The organism is Bacillus sp. SA1-12, from assembly GCF_000981385.1.
Taxonomy (GTDB): domain Bacteria; phylum Bacillota; class Bacilli; order Bacillales; family Bacillaceae; genus Metabacillus.
The window spans coordinates 59,742-79,933 of sequence record NZ_LATZ01000130.1 but is presented as its reverse complement, the minus strand read 5'-3'; the positions used below and the strand labels follow the sequence as shown (position 1 = coordinate 79,933).

29 protein-coding genes are annotated in these 20,192 nt (G+C 40.4%); 27 read left to right on the top strand and 2 right to left on the bottom strand.

Annotated features, from left to right (window positions below):
* Positions 1-290 precede the first annotated feature (290 nt).
* From WQ54_RS27115 to WQ54_RS34000, 4 genes are all read left to right on the top strand, one after another.
* Positions 291-1,457 carry a sensor histidine kinase gene (locus WQ54_RS27115; protein WP_046589224.1) on the top strand — a complete coding sequence of 389 codons (1,167 nt, stop codon included), beginning with the start codon at positions 291-293 and terminating at the stop codon, positions 1,455-1,457.
* A 91-nt stretch (positions 1,458-1,548) separates the two neighbouring features.
* The gene (locus tag WQ54_RS27110) at positions 1,549-2,235 is read left to right on the top strand and encodes a response regulator transcription factor (protein WP_046589219.1); all 687 of its coding nucleotides are present in this window, start codon (positions 1,549-1,551) and stop codon (positions 2,233-2,235) included.
* A 240-nt stretch (positions 2,236-2,475) separates the two neighbouring features.
* The gene (locus WQ54_RS27105) at positions 2,476-3,318 is read left to right on the top strand and encodes a DegV family protein (protein WP_046589217.1); all 843 of its coding nucleotides are present in this window, start codon (positions 2,476-2,478) and stop codon (positions 3,316-3,318) included.
* Between the two features lie 152 nt (positions 3,319-3,470).
* Positions 3,471-3,668, top strand: a complete 198-nt coding sequence (locus WQ54_RS34000) for a hypothetical protein (protein ID WP_156178192.1) — start codon at positions 3,471-3,473, stop codon at positions 3,666-3,668.
* A gap of 6 nt (positions 3,669-3,674) precedes the next feature.
* On the opposite strand, the gene WQ54_RS35365 is transcribed toward WQ54_RS34000, so the two are convergent.
* Entirely contained in the window at positions 3,675-3,797 is a 123-nt protein-coding gene (locus WQ54_RS35365) for a hypothetical protein (protein ID WP_269431597.1), read from the bottom strand.
* Positions 3,798-4,008: 211 nt separating this feature from the next.
* On the opposite strand from WQ54_RS35365, the gene WQ54_RS27100 reads away from it, so the two are divergent.
* The 23 genes from WQ54_RS27100 to cccB all read left to right on the top strand — a co-directional run bounded on the left by WQ54_RS27100 (position 4,009) and on the right by cccB (position 19,854).
* Positions 4,009-5,166: a DEAD/DEAH box helicase family protein gene (locus WQ54_RS27100; RefSeq protein ID WP_331435274.1), complete on the top strand. Its 1,158-nt coding sequence runs from the start codon at positions 4,009-4,011 to the stop codon at positions 5,164-5,166.
* Between the two features lie 73 nt (positions 5,167-5,239).
* On the top strand, positions 5,240-5,545 hold the full coding sequence (locus WQ54_RS27095) for a late competence development ComFB family protein (RefSeq protein ID WP_046589215.1): 306 nt from the start codon (positions 5,240-5,242) through the stop codon (positions 5,543-5,545).
* Positions 5,546-5,585: 40 nt separating this feature from the next.
* Entirely contained in the window at positions 5,586-6,011 is a 426-nt protein-coding gene (locus tag WQ54_RS35005) for a ComF family protein (protein WP_052738002.1), read from the top strand.
* Positions 5,929-6,213, top strand: a complete 285-nt coding sequence (locus WQ54_RS35535; RefSeq protein WP_331435273.1) for a phosphoribosyltransferase family protein — start codon at positions 5,929-5,931, stop codon at positions 6,211-6,213. The genes WQ54_RS35005 and WQ54_RS35535 overlap by 83 nt, the downstream gene beginning before the upstream one ends.
* Positions 6,214-6,390: 177 nt before the next feature.
* On the top strand, positions 6,391-6,690 hold the full coding sequence (locus WQ54_RS27085; protein ID WP_231597664.1) for a hypothetical protein: 300 nt from the start codon (positions 6,391-6,393) through the stop codon (positions 6,688-6,690).
* A 66-nt stretch (positions 6,691-6,756) separates the two neighbouring features.
* Positions 6,757-6,921 carry a hypothetical protein gene (locus WQ54_RS33995; RefSeq protein WP_156178190.1) on the top strand — a complete coding sequence of 55 codons (165 nt, stop codon included), beginning with the start codon at positions 6,757-6,759 and terminating at the stop codon, positions 6,919-6,921.
* Between the two features lie 543 nt (positions 6,922-7,464).
* The gene (locus WQ54_RS32230; protein ID WP_052738001.1) at positions 7,465-7,980 is read left to right on the top strand and encodes a hypothetical protein; all 516 of its coding nucleotides are present in this window, start codon (positions 7,465-7,467) and stop codon (positions 7,978-7,980) included.
* Positions 7,974-8,396, top strand: coding sequence for a hypothetical protein (locus WQ54_RS34440; RefSeq protein WP_052738000.1), 423 nt, complete (start codon positions 7,974-7,976; stop codon positions 8,394-8,396). The genes WQ54_RS32230 and WQ54_RS34440 overlap by 7 nt, the downstream gene beginning before the upstream one ends.
* A gap of 249 nt (positions 8,397-8,645) precedes the next feature.
* On the top strand, positions 8,646-8,897 hold the full coding sequence (locus WQ54_RS35755) for a flagellar protein FlaG (RefSeq protein ID WP_197089680.1): 252 nt from the start codon (positions 8,646-8,648) through the stop codon (positions 8,895-8,897).
* A 171-nt stretch (positions 8,898-9,068) separates the two neighbouring features.
* Complete coding sequence (locus WQ54_RS34995) at positions 9,069-9,935, top strand: flagellar cap protein FliD N-terminal domain-containing protein (protein WP_052737999.1); 867 nt, start codon at positions 9,069-9,071, stop codon at positions 9,933-9,935.
* 274 nt (positions 9,936-10,209) lie between these two features.
* A complete protein-coding gene (gene fliD, locus WQ54_RS34990) occupies positions 10,210-10,422 on the top strand; it encodes a flagellar filament capping protein FliD (protein WP_052737998.1) in 213 nt (70 codons plus the stop codon).
* Positions 10,409-10,609 (top strand): flagellar filament capping protein FliD, encoded by a 201-nt coding sequence (gene fliD / locus WQ54_RS34985; RefSeq protein WP_052737997.1) that lies wholly within the window; start codon positions 10,409-10,411, stop codon positions 10,607-10,609. Before fliD (WQ54_RS34990) ends, fliD (WQ54_RS34985) begins: the two co-directional genes overlap by 14 nt.
* Positions 10,599-10,880: a flagellar filament capping protein FliD gene (gene fliD, locus WQ54_RS35360; protein ID WP_052737996.1), complete on the top strand. Its 282-nt coding sequence runs from the start codon at positions 10,599-10,601 to the stop codon at positions 10,878-10,880. The genes fliD (WQ54_RS34985) and fliD (WQ54_RS35360) overlap by 11 nt, the downstream gene beginning before the upstream one ends.
* The gene (gene fliD, locus WQ54_RS35355) at positions 10,873-11,091 is read left to right on the top strand and encodes a flagellar filament capping protein FliD (protein ID WP_269431596.1); all 219 of its coding nucleotides are present in this window, start codon (positions 10,873-10,875) and stop codon (positions 11,089-11,091) included. Before fliD (WQ54_RS35360) ends, fliD (WQ54_RS35355) begins: the two co-directional genes overlap by 8 nt.
* A gap of 17 nt (positions 11,092-11,108) precedes the next feature.
* Positions 11,109-11,513 (top strand): flagellar export chaperone FliS, encoded by a 405-nt coding sequence (gene fliS / locus WQ54_RS27065; protein ID WP_046589213.1) that lies wholly within the window; start codon positions 11,109-11,111, stop codon positions 11,511-11,513.
* Between the two features lie 81 nt (positions 11,514-11,594).
* Positions 11,595-11,861: a hypothetical protein gene (locus WQ54_RS27060; protein ID WP_046589211.1), complete on the top strand. Its 267-nt coding sequence runs from the start codon at positions 11,595-11,597 to the stop codon at positions 11,859-11,861.
* Between the two features lie 9 nt (positions 11,862-11,870).
* Complete coding sequence (locus WQ54_RS27055) at positions 11,871-12,269, top strand: hypothetical protein (protein ID WP_046589209.1); 399 nt, start codon at positions 11,871-11,873, stop codon at positions 12,267-12,269.
* 193 nt (positions 12,270-12,462) lie between these two features.
* The gene (gene raiA / locus WQ54_RS27050) at positions 12,463-13,023 is read left to right on the top strand and encodes a ribosome-associated translation inhibitor RaiA (RefSeq protein ID WP_046589208.1); all 561 of its coding nucleotides are present in this window, start codon (positions 12,463-12,465) and stop codon (positions 13,021-13,023) included.
* A gap of 50 nt (positions 13,024-13,073) precedes the next feature.
* On the top strand, positions 13,074-13,994 hold the full coding sequence (rbsK, locus tag WQ54_RS27045; RefSeq protein ID WP_046589206.1) for a ribokinase: 921 nt from the start codon (positions 13,074-13,076) through the stop codon (positions 13,992-13,994).
* 165 nt (positions 13,995-14,159) lie between these two features.
* Positions 14,160-16,670: a preprotein translocase subunit SecA gene (gene secA, locus WQ54_RS27040; RefSeq protein WP_046589204.1), complete on the top strand. Its 2,511-nt coding sequence runs from the start codon at positions 14,160-14,162 to the stop codon at positions 16,668-16,670.
* A gap of 135 nt (positions 16,671-16,805) precedes the next feature.
* Positions 16,806-17,907, top strand: a protein-coding gene (gene prfB / locus WQ54_RS27035) for a peptide chain release factor 2 (protein ID WP_156178186.1) whose coding sequence is annotated in 2 segments (ribosomal slippage) — positions 16,806-16,877 and positions 16,879-17,907 — 1,101 coding nt in all. Because the reading frame shifts where the segments join, the coding sequence is not laid out codon by codon here.
* Between the two features lie 675 nt (positions 17,908-18,582).
* Positions 18,583-19,446: a YitT family protein gene (locus WQ54_RS27030; protein WP_046589200.1), complete on the top strand. Its 864-nt coding sequence runs from the start codon at positions 18,583-18,585 to the stop codon at positions 19,444-19,446.
* 66 nt (positions 19,447-19,512) lie between these two features.
* The gene (gene cccB / locus WQ54_RS27025) at positions 19,513-19,854 is read left to right on the top strand and encodes a cytochrome c551 (protein WP_046589199.1); all 342 of its coding nucleotides are present in this window, start codon (positions 19,513-19,515) and stop codon (positions 19,852-19,854) included.
* Between the two features lie 70 nt (positions 19,855-19,924).
* Here the strand turns inward: cccB and WQ54_RS33985 are convergent, their stop codons facing one another.
* Positions 19,925-20,083, bottom strand: coding sequence for a hypothetical protein (locus tag WQ54_RS33985; RefSeq protein ID WP_156178184.1), 159 nt, complete (start codon positions 20,081-20,083; stop codon positions 19,925-19,927).
* Between the last annotated feature and the right edge of the window lie 109 nt (positions 20,084-20,192).

Below are 20,192 nucleotides of genomic sequence, written 5' to 3'. Positions count from 1 at the left end.
TTTTTACTTCAATCGTTATTAATGTGACAAATGAAAAAGAGATCAGTTGAATTTTGTAATATTGTGTAAAGATCGTTATGTTTCATATAGGCTTTGTTAAAACTAAAGGTGGATTTTGTTACAATGTGAATGATAGACTGCGCAAGGATTCCTGCGGAAATAATGGGACAGAAAAGACTTAAGCAGTCGCAAAAACGTAAAGGGAAACCCTGGTTACGAACAGCTCTGTAACGTAAATAAACAGGAAAGTATTAACAAGAACTTTTTAGTAAAAAATCGGAGGGTAGATTGTGAACTCCAACAAAATAGATAGCAAAGTACTTGATGAAGTGTTGGATAAAATGATCCAAACAGTTGATGGAAGCAAGGATGAAATTTTTCAAATTGGCGAACAATCGCGCCAGCAATATGAGTCATTAGTTGTTGAACTAAAGGATATTAAAAGCCAAGTGAGCAAAGTGATTGAAGAGGGAGATCAGCTTGAGGTCCATGCACGGTCAGCTCGTAACCGGCTCTCAGAAGTAAGCAAGAATTTTAAACAGTTTTCAGAAGATCAAATTCGGGAAGCCTATGAAAAAGCCCACAAACTTCAAGTTCAGCTTACGATGATGCAGCAGCATGAAAAACAGCTGCGCGACCGCCGTGATGATTTAGAACGGCGTTTGCTCGGCTTACAGGAAATTATTGAGCGTTCCCACTCGCTTGTCAGTCAAATTACAGTTGTTTTAAATTATTTAAATCGTGATATCCGTCAAGTGGGCATACTATTAGAGGATGCACAGCAAAAACAGGATTTTGGCCTAAGAATTATCGAAGCTCAAGAAGAGGAGCGGAAACGGGTGTCCAGGGAGATCCATGACGGCCCGGCGCAAATGCTGGCCAATGTGATGATGCGCTCAGAGCTGATCGAACGTATTTACCGGGAACGCGGTGCTGATGAGGGATTTAAAGAAATCCGCAACCTCAGGCAAAATGTTCGCAATGCCTTATATGAGGTGCGCAGGATTATTTATGACCTAAGGCCAATGGCGCTGGATGACTTAGGACTTATCCCAACCCTCAGAAAATACATGAATACAATCGAAGAATATAATAATGGGAAAACAAAGATTCATTTCGAAAGCTTAGGCTGCCTTGAGGCAAAGCGGCTGTCTCCAAGGTTTGAGGTTGCACTTTTCAGGCTGGCCCAAGAGGCAGTAACAAATGCCCTGAAGCATGCAGAGGCAACGGAAATTTCCGTAAAAGTAGAAGCTGCAGAGGAAACCTTTACCATGGTGATTAAGGATAATGGTAAAGGATTTAGTCTTGATCAATTTAAGGGGAAAAAAGACAAAAAATCGTTCGGGTTGATCGGGATGAAGGAAAGAGTCGATCTTCTCGAGGGAAAAATGACAATTGATTCAAAAATTGGCCTAGGGACTTTTATCATGATCCGGGTTCCTTATCAAGTTGTGTAAAAGATGGGAAATAATGATAAATACGTTCTAAAGGCTTATTGACGGTATAGATGGCTAATAGACTAGAATAAAAAAGTGGGGAGGCGTAAGCATGAAGACGAAAATTGTAATTATTGATGATCATCAGTTATTTCGTGAAGGTGTAAAACGCATTTTAGATTTCGAACCAAGCTTTGAGGTAATCGCAGAAGGTGATGACGGTGAAGAGGCATTAGCGATTGTTGAATCGCACAAGCCTGATGTTGTCATCATGGATATTAACATGCCAAAAGTCAATGGTGTCGAAGCAACAAAGCAATTAATCGAAGCGAATGCTGATACAAAGGTCATTATTTTATCAATACATGATGATGAAAACTATGTAACACACGCTTTGAAAACTGGTGCAAGAGGCTACTTATTAAAAGAGATGGATGCAGACACATTAATTGAAGCAGTAAAAGTTGTAGCAGACGGCGGTTCTTACTTACATCCAAAAGTAACCCATAACCTAGTCAATGAATTCAGACGTCTTGCAACTACAACAGGACAAGCTGCCCCAACTCAAAGCTTACAACCAGAAATCCGACGTCCATTACATATTCTCACTCGTCGTGAATGTGAAGTGCTGCAAATGCTGGCGGACGGAAAAAGCAATCGCGGAATCGGTGAAGCTTTATTTATCAGTGAAAAAACAGTTAAGAACCATGTAAGTAATATTCTGCAAAAAATGAATGTAAATGACCGTACACAAGCAGTAGTCGTTGCAATTAAAAACGGCTGGGTAGAAGTGAAGTAATATTCGGGTCAGGCTCTTTATGGGGCCTGGCTTTTTTATTTGGGCGGAGTGGTTCGGTCATTTGAGAAGGCGGTCCAAATCCTGACTTAACTTTTATCATCCATTACAAACTATCACTGCATAGAAAAAATAAAACCATTCAAAGATCATGAACAAATCAGTAACTAGTGAAATTCCGGACAGTATCCGTTAAAATGAAAAGAAAAACGATGATTTTCGTATTAGGGAAGGAACTAAAAGATGAGAACGGCTATTTTAACAGATAGTACCGCATATATACCAAAAGAAATGCGTGAGAAGCTTAATATACATATGATTCCGTTAAGTGTTATTTTTGGAACGGATACGTATCAGGAAGAGGTCGAAATTACAGCAGAAGAATTTTTTGCTAAGGTAAAAGAGATGCAGACGCTTCCTACGACCTCGCAGCCACCGGTCGGAGAGTTTGTTGCCTTATTTGAAAGATTAGCGAAAGAGTATGATGCTGTGATCTCGATTCACCTTTCAAGCGGCATTAGCGGTACTTTTAATGGGGCTGTAACTGCGGGAGAGATGGTTGAGGACTTTAATGTGTACCCATTTGATTCAGAGGTGAGCTGCATGGTCCAGGGCTTTTACGCGCTCGAAGCTGCGAACATGGCAGAGGCAGGAAAAACGCCTGATGATATTCTAGCCCGATTAGAGGAAATGAAGCAGTCGATGCGTGCCTACTTTATGGTGGATGATTTAACGAATCTGCAGCGCGGCGGGCGGTTAAGCAGTGCGCAGGCGTTGATTGGAAGCTTGCTTCAAGTGAAACCGATTCTTCATTTTGAAAACAAAGTAATCGTGCCATATGAAAAAATCCGTACACGTAAAAAGGCGTTAAACCGGGTTTTTGAGCTTTTTCACGAGGATGCGAAGCAAGAGGTTCCGATGCGAGCTGTCTTAATCCATGGTAATCGTCCTGAGGAAGCAGAAAAAATGAAGCAGGAACTAGAAGGAAAATATCCGCATGTTGAATGCTTGATCAGCTATTTTGGTCCGGTTATTGGCACACATCTAGGTGAGGGTGCAATCGGTTTGGGATGGTATAGGAAATAAGCCTTACTTCTAACCGATGAGAATTCTGGTTGTAGGTGGGGAAAGTACGAAAGGTCTAGTTCTTTCCTCTTTTATTTAAGTGAAATTATGGACATGTCCTATTTAATCCTACATAATACTCATGGAATTACGTATAGGAAGGTTTGATCGCTTTGAGTGTTACTACTAATCAATCTCAATCCGGTAAGGACGTCAGAAAACGTACATATCGCCATTGGACAACTCTTGAGGACAGAAGGCTTCTGGAACTACGCAACAATGGCATGAAATTTTGCCATATCGCAACACAGCTATCCCGCACAGCCATTAGTGTTGAAAAACGCTATCGAAAAATCTCAAAATCTGATTGAGGTGACCTATGAGATTTTTACTCCAACATCATAGCTTGATACCAGTTCTATCCTGCCAGGAAGGATTGCCGATCGGGCGCTTGAATCCTCTTCCACAGCATCCACTACAACATAATTTTGATTATTCAATCCAGCTTCAGCAATACCTTTTTGGTAGGGAGTTGCTTTATTCGGAGCTTCTATTCACAACAGAGCAGCTCCACAGCCATTATCAAAAGGGGTTTATTCAATTAAACTATGGTGTGTACCGCAAAAAAGACCGATTCTACTGCAATCGTTGCGGTAACAACCATCCTGCGTATTTTGCCTATTTTTCCTGTGCGCGCTGTGGAGAAGAACGGTGCCACTATTGCAGGAATTGTATCATGATGGGGCGAGTAAGCGAGTGCACTCCATTATATCGTTGGGCTGGCCCTCCTCCTGCAGGGAGTGCCGCCGCTTCGCTAGAGGGGATGGCGTGCTGTCAAAAGGGCAGGCAAAGGCATCACGGCAGGTCGCGGATGCCATACGTCATCACCAAGAGCTCCTCGTTTGGGCAGTGTGCGGCGCCGGGAAAACAGAGGTATTGTTTAGCGGCATTGAATATGGTCTGGCAATCGGTAAGAAAATCTGCATCGCCACCCCTCGAACAGATGTTGTTCTCGAATTAGCTCCACGTTTAAAAAAAGTATTTCCAACCGCTGACATCACAGCCCTCTATGGCGGCAGTGAAGAAAGAAACAAGTCCGCATCCTTATATCTTTCAATAACCCATCAATTATTACGCTTTAAAGAAGCGTTTGACGCCATCATCGTTGATGAGGTTGATGCGTTTCCCTATTCAGCTGATAAAGCCTTGCAATATGCTGTTGAAAAATCGCGAAAACCTGTAAGCTCGCTGATCTACTTAACAGCGACACCATCGAAACGCTGGAAACGAGAGGTTGAGCAAAATAAGCGTATGGCAGTAAGAATTCCTGCACGCTATCATGGGCATCCGCTGCCAGTCCCGGCATATAAATGGTGTGGGGATTGGAGGAAAAAATTAAAAAAAGATACTTTGCCAACTGTCATTATAAAGTGGATGACCGCCCAGCTACAAAGCCGGAAACAAGCGTTTCTTTTTGTTCCTTCCATCTCAATCATTGATCAGGTTGTTCAGTTATGTAAGAAATTTGATGAGCGCATTATCGGGGTACATGCAGAGGATCCGGAGCGAAAAGAAAAGGTCAGAAGTTTTCGTAACGGAGACATCCCGATTATTGTCACTTCTACTATATTAGAACGGGGGGTCACCATTCCTAATAGCGATGTAGCTGTACTCGGTAGCGAGGATGAAATTTTTACAGAAAGTGCCCTTGTGCAAATCTCAGGACGGGTCGGAAGAAGTGCTTCCTATCCAACTGGAGAGATTATTCTTTTCCATTTTGGTAAGACACAAGCGATGCTCGATGCCAAAAGGCATATTCAGAAAATGAATGAGGCTGCAAGAAGGAGTGACCTTCTTACCAAAAAATAGCAAATATCTTTCAAATCCATTCTTTATATGTCATAATCAATGTAAACTTCTCATTTGCAAGGAGAGCGATAGTATGATCGTTAATGCAATGGAAAGGATTATGAAGGATTTATTGGATGAATATCAAAATCGCTTACAGCTAACATGCACGTGTAATGAATGCCTGGATGATATCTTAGCCCTTACCTTAAACAAAACCGAGCCGCGTTACGTGACAAAGGAAGAAAAAATTATGTTTATCAAAGCAGAGTTTGTTGATAAACAGGAAATGACCTCACTTTTAGTGAAGCTAGCCGAATGTGCAAAAATTGTTTCAGACAGACCCCTTTGCCAAAAACAGCAAAAAAGGAATGATTCCAATCATTTGTCTTATCTGTAGCCAAGAAATATCTGTTAAGGCGTCCTGGACAAGCCTGCTTTTGTTACCAGAACAGAAGGTATGTGATGAATGTTATCAATCATTAATAAGAATATCAGGCACCACCTGTCCAGCCTGCAGCAGGCAGCAAGAAACTGAAACGCTTTGCAATGATTGCAAAAAGTGGGAGGATGATCCTCAGTGGAATAACATCCTCCAAAGAAATATTTCATTGTTTGAATACAATGATGCGATGAAGGAGATTCTGTCAACTTTTAAATTTCGCGGTGATGCAGTGTTAGCGGAAGTTTTTCAAAAAGACATGGCTTCCTGTTATAAAAAAGAAATCTCCTTTCTCCAAATTGATTTTGCTGTCCCAATCCCCTTAAGCAAGGAACGTCTATATGAACGCGGCTTTAATCAGGCGAAGCTCCTCGCTGATCTCCTGCCGCTCGCAACAAGAGCTCCTCTGGCGTACCCATCATGAAAAGCAATCCAAAAAATCACGAATGGAACGACTTGCAGCTGAAAATGTGTTTTCTTATGCAAGCTCTAGTAAAATAGAAGATAAGCAAATTCTCCTAGTCGATGACATATACACAACGGGCAGCACCCTAAGAAATGCTGCCAAACTTCTTGTTGATAACGGGGCAAAAACTGTTTTTTCATTAACATTAATTAGAAGCTAAAAAAGTGAAAGTTCCTGCCGATATAAATACTAGATCTAAATCGATAGGTGAATGACAATGGGAGAATTAGCGAACTGCCCAAAATGCAATGCCTTGTTTGTCCAAACATCATTTCGAGCTGTTTGTGATGCTTGACTTCAGGAAGAAGAAAAAGCATATGAAACGGTTTATCGATTTTTGCGCAAGCGTGACAATCGCAAGGCGATTCTTCATGAGGTGGTAGAAGGAACGGGTGTTGCGGAGGAATTAGTGCTAAAATTTATTCGTACCGGGAAAATTCATCTTGCAAACATTCCTCATCTTGGCTATCCATGTGAGAAATGCGGAAAAACGATTAAAGAGGAACGCATGTGTGAAGGCTGTAAAAAGGATCTTACCAAACAGCTTCAGCAAATGGAGCAGGAAGAAAAGATCAGTGAACACAATAAGCCGAAAAGTCCTACCTACACTTACTACTCCCAAAGAACTAAAAATTAACTTATAACTAAATAAAGTGAAAATCGATCCGATATAGATAAAAACGAACGAAAGCGAGGGATCTTCTTGAAAATCAATCATCTAGGCTCAATGGGGATGAATCCATATCAACGAAATGCAGAAAAAAATGCGGCGGCCGCACCGACCCCTGACACTTGCATAAGAGAGTCTGACCCTTTTGCATCGTTTAACCCTTCATTTCCAAACGTGAAGAAATCAACCGGAGTGTGAGAGCCGGAATGATAATCCTCCATGCTCCCTGGAGAAGGTCCAACGACTAGAGAACACGGTCTAAGGCAGAAGCTATGACTTATGAATCTCGTAGGGCAGCACGCGCTGTTCGAAGTGCCCGGCCCCATATGAGAGTAAGGGTGAAGATATAGTCTATTCTGTAGTCGAAAGATACAGTCGCTAAGCAAGCGAACCAACAACCACAAGGAGTTTTACAACTTCTTCGTTAATTTTATATTTTTTGAAAGAGGCTCTAGTTTTACTAGAGTCTCTTTTCATTAGGAGGCAGGGTTAGATTTGATGCTTCATAATGTATTAATTCGAAGCTTTCATAGTCGTTCACAAAAATTTTACAATGGAAGCCTAAACGAAAGAATATGCATCCAAGGAAATATTTTAATTCTGCCATTATTTAGCGTAATGATTTTAATAGATACATATCCTTTTTAGAATAGCATTTTTAAATAAAGGAACGTGTGTTCTTGTTTTAGACTATTTGAAGTATAATATTATTAAGGAGTGTGATAAACTAATGATGATAAATTGTGTTCTCGAGAAGCCCATGATTATAGCGTGATGGATTTTGATGGTCTTTGGAAGAAGCTGATCTATGAATTGTTTGAAGAGTTTGTGTTATATTTTGCAGCAGATTTGTATAAGGAAATTGATTTTTTGAAGGAACCTGAATTTTTGCAACAGGAGCTCTTTCAGGAAATCATTCAAGAAAAAATGGGCAGACAAGTAACGGATCAAATAGTTAAGGTGTATTTAAAGAGTGGAGAGGAAAAGTGGGTACTGATTCATATTGAGGTGCAGGGAGACAGAGAACCTGACTTTTCAAAAAGAATGCTTCGGTATTATTACAGGATTTTTGATCGGTATGATCAGGATATTGTCGCTATTGCTCTATTAACGGATACCTCCAAAAGCTTTCGAGCTAATCAGTATCACCGTTCGTATCAAGGAACTGAATTAACGTACAAATATAATATTTACAAATTTCAAGATAAGAAAATGAACTTCTACATTCAAGCAACCCATTCGCCAACGCTGTGTTAGCAGGCAAATATGCTAATGAGGCCAAAAATGATGCCGAGAAACGTTATCGCTTTAAACGAAAATTAATCCTGTTAGTATTGCAAAAGAATGAATATTCCACAAAAGAACAACGCGTGTATTTATCTGCATCAATCTACTTCATTGACTACTTACTGCAAATTCCTAAAGAATTAACTGAAAAGGTAAAAAGTGAAATCATTCTCTCAAAGGAGGAGATAGAAATGATGTATTTAGATAGAAAAAATTTGCCGCCAACTTTCGGTGAGTTAATCAAATTAGAAAGGGAAGAAGGAAGAGAAGAGGGACTAGAAAAAGCTCAGAGAAAAGTTGCAATAAGGATGCTGAAAGAGGGATTCCCAATTGAAATGATAGCGAGGTTGACAGAGCTATCAGAAGAAGAGATTCGAAAGTTGTGAGAAGAAGAGTCCCAAGAAAAGGACATGGAGACAGGTACCTTGGCCCCTCATACTAGGATACCAGTTACTTATTCTTTAATAACGCCAAGGATTTTGTTTAACTTCAACATTTTTCACAGAGAAGAATAGTATCAAAAAATTCAATATATCCATTTATATTTACCTCAAATCCCTGCAAAATAGTTCCCTCCAAACCTAAACAATCCAAAACAAAAACCGATAAAAATAGTAGACAACAAACCATTAGGAGTGTTACCTATAACTGTTGAAAACCTCTCTTTACAGCAGTCCACACTTCACCGTACTGACAATACCAATAAAAATGGCTCAATAGAGATCTTAAACAAACGTTTATTTGAAAATCAACAAGCATCAAATCAGCCGTCTAAAGAAGAATTGAAAAAGGCTGTTAAAAGCTTAAACGATTTTATCGATTCTTCACGGACCCATACTCAATTCGTGTTACATGAAAAATTAAATGAATACTATGCCATGTTGTAGATGATCAGACTAAAGAGGTGGTTCGCGAGATTCCTTAAAAAAGCTCCTGGATGTCTATGCAGCAATGACAGAGTTTATCCCAATCTTAACGGGCAGTAAAACCCCCTCTGATGGAAGTCTTGCTTTATCGGATTATTTGTAGATAAAAAAATATAGGAGGTGCTTGCAAATATGGCAATTCGAATCGGCGGTTTAGCCAGTGGCATGGACATTGACACGATTGTCAGTGATTTAATGAAGGCAGAGCGAATCCCACTAGATAAATTAAATCAGAATAAACAAACGATTGAATGGCACCGTGATGCTTTCAGAGAAATGAATACCCTTCTGTTAAATTTTCGTAACCAAACCTTTGATATGAAATTATTATCAACCTTTCGAGTGCGTACCGTTACTTCATCTAACGAAAGTAAGGTAACCGCTGTTGCAAATAGTGCAGCTGATCTTTCGTCCTTTACAATAACAAAAATTGATCAATTAGCAACAGCTGCAACAAAAGTGAATGCTGGGGAAATTTTCAAGGCTGGTTCAAAAATTGATGCTGCTGCTAGTCTTTACAGTATGAAAGACAATTTTGCCAATGCAAACTTTGGTTGGACTTCAGGCAGTGTCGAAAGCCAAACAATTACCTCAGAAGCAGCTGGCAAGACGTTCGAGCTTACGCTATCAGCAGGAGTGGAGCTTCAAGAAATTGCTATCCATACTTCTGTTAAATTCGATGGAAAATCCTATAAAATAATCACGGATCCTGCAGCAACTCTTCAAACAGGTGAGGTTTTGGTTGATAAGGATGGCAATCTGACGTTTGCTGAGGATGTAAAACAAGGCAGTTCGATTAAAGTTGATTTTGCGGCAACCAAAAGAATTGAATCGTTCAAGCCAACTGCATATTTTAAAGAAATACAATTAACCAAAAGCCCGGTATCTTTACAAGATGAGATTGTCGTTACTATTAATGGTGTCGAATATCGAAATAATGGTGTTAATAAAAATGAACTTTTAGCTGCTGATAACTCAGTTTTTGCAACATATAGATGAAAGCGGGAAAATTACCTTTGCTAACCTGCTGACAAAGGATACTGAAGTAAAAGTAGCATATGAACAAATGTATTTTGGCTTTGATATCGGCTAATATACATCAAACGGACAGGTTACTGAGCGTATCCTTATCCAAGGCTCGGAATCTCTTAATTCTGTTTTAAGTAAGATTAATTCTTCAACTGTCGGTTTATCAACTTATTATGACTCTTTTACAGACCAAGTAACATTAACCCGAAAAGAAACAGGGAATTTTAATGAAAGTGGAAACGAAATGATCACCACAGCTGGTTTCCTTAACAATGTCCTTCGTTTTGGAAGTGGAGTAGAAACAGGAGGAGCAAACGCTGTTTTTACAGTAAATGGCTTGAATACGGAACGGACATCAAACACATTTGAAATGAATGGAGTAACCTTTACCTTAAAAGACAAGTTACTTGATACTGAACCTATTATCTCAATTAACATTGCAAATGATACAAATTAAAGTCGTTGAGAATATTACAAGATTTATTAATTCCTATAATGAATTAATCGAAAAAATTCAATCAAAGGTAAATGAAGAAAAATATAAGGGTTATCTTCCATTAACAGATACGGAACGCGAAGAGCTATCTGAAAAGCAACAGGAGAAATGGGAAGAGATGGCGAAAAGCGGCTCCAATGCTTTCTAGTCTTCTTTCAAAAATACGTACAGATTTTTTTTCACCTGTGAGTGGTGCTGAAATCGATTCAAATTATAAACAACTATCGAGTATCGGGATAACAACAACATCGGATTACCTTGAAGGAGGTAAGCTTGTCATTAATGAGGATGAGGTCAGAAAAGCGATAGAATCAAATCCTGAAGCAGTTGAAAAATTATTTACGAGCAATGGATCATCAAGCAATGAGCAGGGCATTCTAAATCGCCTTTACGATAGCCTGACAAAATACCATGGATAACATTAAGACAAAGGCTGGGAATTCTAACTCAACAAATAACACCTTTTCATTTGGTAGAAAATTAAATAGAATCGAAGACCAAATCGACCGTTTCGAAGACCGTCTTACCCAAATCGAAGACCGCTATTGGCGTCAATTCACCGCAATGGAAAAGGCGATTCAGCAATCAAACTCACAAATGTCCTATCTCATGCAGCAATTCTCAATGTAGGAAAGGGAGTGTCAATTATGGCAATGAATAATCCATATGCAGCTTATCAGCAAAATGCCGTTATAACCGCATCACCTGGTGAAGTCACTTTGATGCTTTATAATGGCTGTTTGAAGTTTATTAAGATTGCTGGTCAAGCGATTGAACATAAACAAATTGAAGTGAAAAACATAAACATTCAAAAAGCACAAAAAATTATTACAGAACTGATGGTCACGTTAAATATGGATCTTGAAATCTCTAAAAATATGCAGGTGATGTATGATTACATCAATTACCGTTTAACAGAAGCGAATGTGAAGAATGATCTGTCCATCCTCCAAGAGGTTGAAGGGCTTGTTGTGGAATTCCGCGATACGTGGAAGCAAGTTATTCAACTAACTCGTGCACAGCAGCATACTCAAGGCGGGCAGGCGAAGTGAGCTCCTTAAAAAAGGTTTACGGCATAACCGAAAAGCTTTTTGAACTCATCTCTCAGCCAGTCGTAAAAGAAGAGAGAGGAAGTGATTCTACGCATTACATCCATGCTCGATCATCGTGAGGAGCTCCTGAAAGGGGTTCAACCTCCTTTTACAGCAAACGATAAGCGAGATTTCGATCAAATCGTAGCCTGGAGTGATGTGATTCATACGAAATTTGCCGAGCTTAAACAGCAAATTCAACTGGACATGATGCAATTAAAAAGAGCGAAATCATCTAAACAGCAATATGTCAATCCATATCAAAATATCTCCACATCAGATGGCATGTTTTATGATAAGCGAAAATAGGTGAAAACCATGGTATCCTTAACAAACGATCAATATGAAATGCTTCACTTTTATTACCATCTGTTAAATACAATTGAAGAAGGCTTTGAATATGTGATTGAAAGCTTTTCTAATTTGGAGTTAACAGAAGGTGAAAATCTATTCAAAGATATTTTATCCGCCTTTTATCATATCGACTCCTCGCATCTGACATTATGTGCTTTTTTAGAAGAAGAAACCGGAATGGTCGGGGAAATCCGGAAGTTCGATCAGGTGATTTTAACGTTAGAAGGGGAACCAGCTATCTTTACAACGATTGAACAACATTATGAATTTGTAAAAAACCAACTGTTTCCTGCCTTTTTAGCTTGGAAGGAAATGGTTCAAGCCAAGCTGCAGCCATATATTACTCATGAAAAAACCCGCTGATTCCCAGCGGGTTTTTTCATATCTCTCTATGTAAGCGCATATATTATTACACTTAATCCTGTATTTACAAAAATAAAACAATTCTCAACAATTTTCACAAAAAATTTATGAAAATTTTACGTTTAAGCAGGAGACACGCAAGGGAATATAGAATTAAGTATACATAGCTTTATCATAAAGGAGGAGTTCAATCATGAGATATAACGTCAGAGGGGAAAACATTGAAATAACTCCAGCATTACGAGAGTATGCAGAAAAGAAAATTGGTAAGCTTGAGAAATACTTTGAAGATTCAGTTGACGCAAATGTGAATGTCAATCTGAAATATTATAATGACCAAGAGTCTAAAATAGAGGTAACGATTCCTATGACAGATCTTGTGCTACGTGCAGAGGAGCACAATGAGGATATGTACGCAGCGATTGATCTTGTTGTAAATAAATTAGAACGTCAAATCCGTAAGCATAAAACGAAAGTTAACCGCAAGCTTCGTGAGCAGGGTGCTCCAAAGTTTGTGTTCAGCAATAGCCAATCAGAAGAAGAAAGTGCAGCTGTATTAGACTTGGAAGAGCCGCAAGAGGTTGTCCGGACAAAGCGTTTTAACTTAAAGCCGATGGACAGTGAGGAAGCAATTCTTCAAATGGACATGCTTGGACATAACTTCTTCGTCTATACAGATTCAAAAACAAATAAAACAAATGTCGTATATAAACGAAAAGACGGGAAATACGGCTTAATTGAGCCTTATGTTTAAAAAGTAACAGCGCCTAATGGGCGCTGTTCTTCGTTTAGAAAGGAGAAAAGATGGAAAAACCAAAGATTACTGTTATCGGCAGCATCAATATGGATCTAGTTACAAGAACAGATACGATTCCTAAGGTCGGGGAGACCGTGCTGGGAGAAGCCTTCTTCACCATTCCGGGTGGAAAAGGCGCAAACCAAGCAGTAGCCGCAGCAAGACTAGGCGCTGAGGTGACCATGCTTGGATGTGTTGGGGAGGACTCCTTTGGAAAAGAATTAAAGCAACATCTATCAAACCAAGGAATCAATATTGAACATATCCAAACGATCCCTGACACCTCAACAGGTATTGCTTCCATCACATTATCAGAAGGGGATAACAGCATTATCGTTGTTTCTGGTGCAAACTCTGAAGTTACGCCTGAGTTCGTTAGCCGGTTTGAAGATCTGATTGCCCAAAGTGATATCATCCTCCTCCAGCTTGAAATACCATTATCATCAGTCATGGAGGCTGTTACAATAGCGAAAAAACATCATGTACCCGTGATTTTAAATCCAGCGCCGATTCAACAACTGCCGAAGAGCCTTGTCTTACAAGCAGACTACATAACGCCTAATGAACATGAAGAAGAGCTGCTTTTATCAGCAAAAGATTTATCGGATAAAGAGGTAAAAGAACTCAAGCAAAAATGCATTGTCACAAAGGGTTCAAAAGGCGTCCAGCTCTATCATGGGGTGGAGGAGCAAATCCATGGATATAAAGTGAGTGCAGTTGACTCAACAGGTGCCGGCGACTGCTTCAACGGAGCATTAGCTGTTTTTATAAGCAAAGGCGCACCCCTCAAAGAAGCCTGTCAATATGCCAATGCCGCAGCTGCTCTCTCCGTAACTAAGCTCGGCGCACAAGCAGGTATGCCGACATTAGAAGAAGTGAAGTCTTTTTTGCGGGACAGTCCCCACGCAAGTCCGATCAATGGAAGTTAAACAGCAATCATCTCAAAGGTCGAACAAAAGAGGGACAGTCCCCAACATACCCATATACACTTGCCGTTGTTGTACCTCCCCACAAATAGTGCTAAAATAAAGAGGAGTCTTTTTAATCAACGTAGGTAATTAATTATTCACTCTACACACAGAGGAGCGTTATGAATGCTTGGAATTTTAAATAAGGTGTTTGATTTTAACAAACGAGCGTTAAATCGTTATGAAAAGATGGCCGATCAGATTGATGCCTTAAGCGGCAAGATTGGCAGCTTATCAGATGAAGAGCTTAGAGCAAAAACAGAAGAATTTAAAGGTCGTTTAGCGAAAGGCGAAAAGCTTGATGATCTATTAATAGAGGCTTTTGCTGTTGTACGTGAGGCAGCGAAGCGCGTGTTAGGTTTATATCCTTACAAGGTTCAGCTTATGGGGGGTATTTCCCTTCATGAAGGAAATATATCAGAGATGAAAACAGGGGAAGGGAAAACATTAACTTCCACTATGCCTGTTTATTTAAACGCGCTTTCCGGCGAAGGTGTGCACGTTGTCACGGTCAACGAATACCTAGCAGGCCGTGACGCCCATGAAATGGGACAAATTTTTGAATTTCTCGGCCTTACAGTTGGTCTAAACTTAAACTCTTTAAACAAAGATGAAAAACGTGAAGCATATGCCGCAGATGTCACCTACTCAACAAATAATGAGCTTGGCTTCGACTACCTGCGTGACAATATGGTGCTTTACCGTGAACAAATGGTACAGCGTCCGCTCAACTTTGCCATCATTGATGAGGTTGACTCGATCTTAGTCGATGAAGCGAGAACACCGCTTATTATATCAGGACAAGCTGCAAAATCCACAAAGCTTTATCTTCAAGCAAATGGATTTGTTCGTCAATTAAAGCAAGAAGAGGACTATACGTACGATGTGAAAACAAAGGCCGTTCAACTGACAGAGGACGGAATTACAAAGGCTGAAAAGGCATTTGGTATTGATAATCTATTTGATATTTCACATGTTGCGTTAAATCATCATATCAACCAAGCATTAAAAGCCCACTTCGTCATGCAGCGAGATGTGGACTATGTTGTGGAAGAAGAGCAGGTTGTCATCGTTGACTCCTTTACCGGCCGTTTGATGAAGGGACGCCGCTACAGTGATGGCCTCCACCAAGCAATTGAAGCAAAAGAGGGTCTTGAAATCCAAAACGAGAGTATGACACTTGCGACGATTACGTTCCAAAACTACTTCCGGATGTATAAAAAGCTTGCCGGTATGACCGGTACTGCGAAAACAGAGGAAGAAGAGTTCCGTAATATTTACAACATGCAGGTTGTTGCAATTCCGACGAACAAGCCGGTAACTCGTGATGACCGACCTGATTTAGTTTACCGTTCTATGGAAGGGAAATTCCGTGCGGTTGTTGAGGATGTTAAGCAGCGTTATGACCTTGGCCAGCCGGTTTTAGTTGGTACGGTTGCTGTTGAAACGTCTGAATTAATTTCCCAGCTTCTTAAGAAAAAAGGTGTACCGCATCATGTTTTGAATGCGAAAAACCATGAGAAGGAAGCGGAGATCATCGAAAATGCAGGTCAGCTTGGAGCGGTAACCATTGCGACCAATATGGCAGGCCGTGGTACGGATATTAAGCTTGGCGATGGTGTGCGTGAAAAAGGCGGTCTTGCTGTAATCGGAACAGAGCGTCATGAATCACGCCGGATTGACAACCAGCTCCGCGGACGTTCTGGACGTCAAGGAGATCCTGGTGTGACGCAATTCTATCTTTCTATGGAAGATGAGTTGATGCGCCGCTTTGGTTCAGAAAATATGATGAATATGATGGATCGTCTTGGTATGGATGATACCCAGCCAATTCAAAGTAAAATCGTCTCACGTGCTGTTGAATCTGCCCAAAAACGTGTTGAGGGTAACAACTTCGATGCTCGTAAACAGCTTCTCCAATATGACGATGTCTTACGTCAGCAGCGTGAAGTCATTTATAAGCAGCGATTTGAGGTTCTTGATTCTGAAAATCTACGCGATATTGTGGAAAAAATGCTCGTTTCAACAATTGAGCGTACCGTAGCTTCTTATACGCCGCGGGAAGAGGATGAGGAAGCCTGGAACTTAGAAGGTCTTATAGATTATATGAATGCTAATATTCTTCAAGAAGGCGATCTTGAGTTAAATGACCTTCGCGGCCAAGACCCTGAAGAAATCATCGAGATGATCACCAAAAAAGCCAAAGACTATTATGATCAAAAAGAAGAAGACTTTGGCCAAGAGCAAATGCGCGAGTTTGAAAAAGTTATTCTTCTTCGTGCGGTTGATTCAAAATGGATGGATCACATCGATGCGATGGATCAGCTTCGCCAAGGCATTCATCTACGTGCATACGGACAAAATGATCCGTTGCGTGAATATCAAATGGAAGGCTTTGCGATGTTTGAAAGCATGATTTCTGCCATTGAGGAAGATGTAGCGAAATATATCATGAAGGCGCAAATCCGCAATAACCTTGAGCGTGAAGAGGTGGCAAAAGGCCAAACAGCCGTCCATCCAAAAGAAGGCGATGAAGCGCCTAAGAAAAAGCCGGCCCGCAAGGTTGTAGAGATCGGCCGAAATGAGCCATGCATCTGCGGCAGCGGCAAAAAATATAAAAACTGCTGCGGCCAATAAACCGTAATGAAAAGCAAATAGATATGAAAAATGAGAGAGGTGACCACCGCCTCTCTCTTGTTTGCGAATAGAGCCAGACTTCTAAATGAACGGAATCTGGCTAACCAACATAACTTATTTTTTGAGGTGACGTAAATGGAATTAGTAGAAATTCGACAAGAGCTTGAAAAAACAGCTAAACGTTTAGCGGACTTTAGGGGGTCTCTTTGACCTCGATATTAAGGAAGCACGCATTCAGCAGCTTGAAGGGCAAATGACTGCCCCTGATTTCTGGGATAACCAAAATGCAGCCCAAGCTGTTATTAATGAAACGAATGCATTGAAAGAGATGGTTGATCAGTTTCATAACTTAAATGAAACGTATGAGAACCTGCAATTAACCTATGACCTGGTTAAAGAGGAGCAAGATGATGACCTGCAGGAAGAGCTTGTTTCTGAATTAAAGGATCTGGTCGGTCTGTTAAATGACTTTGAGCTTCAGCTTTTATTAAGTGAACCATATGATAAAAATAATGCCATTTTGGAGCTGCATCCAGGTGCAGGCGGTACAGAATCTCAAGATTGGGGTTCCATGCTGCTTCGTATGTACACACGCTGGGCAGAGAAAAAAGGCTTCAAGGTTGAAACGCTTGATTACCTGCCAGGTGATGAAGCAGGTATCAAAAGTGTTACCTTACTTATAAAAGGCCATAATGCCTACGGTTATTTAAAAGCAGAAAAAGGCGTTCACCGTCTCGTCCGGATTTCACCGTTCGATTCATCTGGCCGCCGTCATACATCCTTTGTATCATGTGAGGTTATGCCGGAATTTAACGAAGAAATCGATATTGAAATTCGTACAGAGGATTTAAAAATTGATACGTACCGTGCAAGCGGAGCCGGCGGTCAGCATATTAATACAACTGACTCGGCGGTACGGATTACCCACATCCCAACAAATATCGTGGTAACGTGTCAAACAGAGCGCTCCCAAATTAAAAACCGTGAACGCGCAATGAAAATGCTACAAGCAAAGCTATACCAAAAACGAATTGAAGAACAAGAAGCCGAGCTTGCTGAAATCCGCGGCGAACAAAAGGACATTGGCTGGGGAAGCCAAATCCGTTCTTACGTATTCCACCCATATTCTATGGTAAAGGATCACCGCACAAACACAGAAATCGGCAACGTTCATGCCGTCATGGATGGCGAATTAGATCCATTCATCGATGCCTTCTTACGCTCAAAATTATCATAATCTCAAAAAACAACCCTGATTGGGTTGTTTTTTTGTGCTTATTGAGGGGAGAATAATATGGAGGAGTGAAGAGAATAAATCAAATATAAAGCGAGATCCTTAAAAAGGGACTATAGAGGACAAATCAGCAGGAGATTCCTCAGAAAAAGTCCGATAGAAGGGCTATGAAGGACAAAAAGGTTGAGAAAACATGCGCCAAATGTCTTTGAAAAGCACCATGAAGTACAAAAAGGTTAAGAATCACAAGCCAAATGTCTTTGAAAAGAGCTATGAAGGACAAAAAGGTTAAGAATCGCTAGCCAAATGTCTTTGAAAAGTGCCATGAAGACAAAAAAGCTGAGAATCATGAGCTTAAAGTCTTTGAAGAGTGCCATGAAGTAAAATTTGAATCTTGTCGCCAATTATTGTCTTTCAAAGACGTCTTCAAAGACATATCCTCCTCCGTAGTAGGGATGACTGTCCCACTGACCCTAATCCACTTTAGGCATATAAGATAAACCCCCTTGCAACTTTTTCATCCAACATGCAAACACTATCCAAAAAGGAAGCAAAACAACGTACTTTACCTCATTACCACGTTATTTGGCTGTTATTCACAGATGAAATAACGAATGCTATACTCATCTTTGGCATCTTGCGAAACCATATAAATAGCAAAATAGGAGGTACACATAGATGGGCAGAAAGAAAAAACAATCTTATCATCCTAAACAGGGAAACCTGGTTGAATACATATATATCTTGATCGGTTCTTCGTTTGTGGCTATTGGCTTTAATTTATTTTTGCTGCCGAATCGTATTGCTTCAGGGGGTGTGAGCGGGATCAGCACGATTTTTGATGCACTCTTTGGTTTTGAACCGGCCTATGTTCAGTGGGCGTTTAATATTCCTCTATTTATTGCCGGAGTGATTTTTTTAGGAAAGCAATTTGGGATCAAAACATTAATTGGCACGATATTTGTTCCGTTTGTTGTGTACTTAACGAGAAATTGGGAGCCTGCGACAACGGATCCGTTACTTGGCTCGTTGTTTGGCGGGATTGCAATCGGGCTTGGACTCGGCATTGTGTTTAGAGGAAAGGCGTCAACAGGCGGAACAGATCTGGCAGCGCAAATTATTCATAAGTATACAGGACTTTCACTTGGGACATGCGTTGCCTTAATTGACGGATTAATTGTGCTTGCGGCAGCGTTTGTTTTTGATGTGGAGCGCGGCCTTTATGCGCTAATCGGCTTGTATGTAACGAGCAAAACGATTGATATTGTTCAAATAGGCTTAGGACGTTCGAAGATGACGATGATCATTACGAATAAACAGCAAGAGATCCAAGAGGCAATTCTTCAGGAAATCGATCGAGGTGTAACGAGATTAACGGCACATGGCGGCTTTACAAACAATGAAAGGCCGGTATTAATGTGTGTGGTTGATCAAACAGAATTCACAAAGTTGAAACAACTTGTTAGAGGCATTGACCCGCATGCATTTGTTACTGTAACAGATACATCAGAGGTTCTCGGGGAAGGTTTCAAACGGGCGTAGATAGGTTATAATATCCTTGAATTTAGAAATTGGCCTACATAATCGATTTAAAGGAGGATGTTCATCGTGAAAGGAAAGCTACTGGCATTATTGCTTGGAACATCAGTGATTCTTGGAGCCTGCGGCGGTGCAGAAGAGCCGCAAGATGATGCAGCAGATACAAACCAAGGTGCGGAAGGTGAAACGGTTGCCGGTGATGCAGAACAAATCGTTCAGCAAAACTGCATCAGCTGCCATGGAGAAAATCTTGAAGGCGGAGCAGGCCCGAATTTAACAGAGGTTGGGGCAAAGTACGATAAAGACGAAATTAAAAATATTATTATTAACGGTCGTGGAAGCATGCCAAAAGGAATTTTAAATGAATCAGATGCTGATGTTGTTGCATCATGGCTTTCTGAGAAAAAATAATGAACGCAATGAAAACGAGGCTGTCTCAAGAGGTACTGAGATGACCTCGTTTGTTATTTTCATTTATTTATTAGTGCCCAGCTTCAAAGCAATGGACGTCAAGTGCAGTCAGAACGACAGGAAGACCGGTATTACAGCCAATAAAAAAAATGCTGCCATTCAGAATCGATAAGTACATCTTCATCTTATTTGCCCAATAGCAAGTTTCTTCCGCTTTCTGCTGTGACATTTGTCGTAATTTCCCCTTGCAATTTTAGTCAGAAAGTTCTAAAATTTTTAATGAAGTGTAGCGCTTTCAAAAATTGTATACAATTTTGTCACTTTATGCCATGATGAGT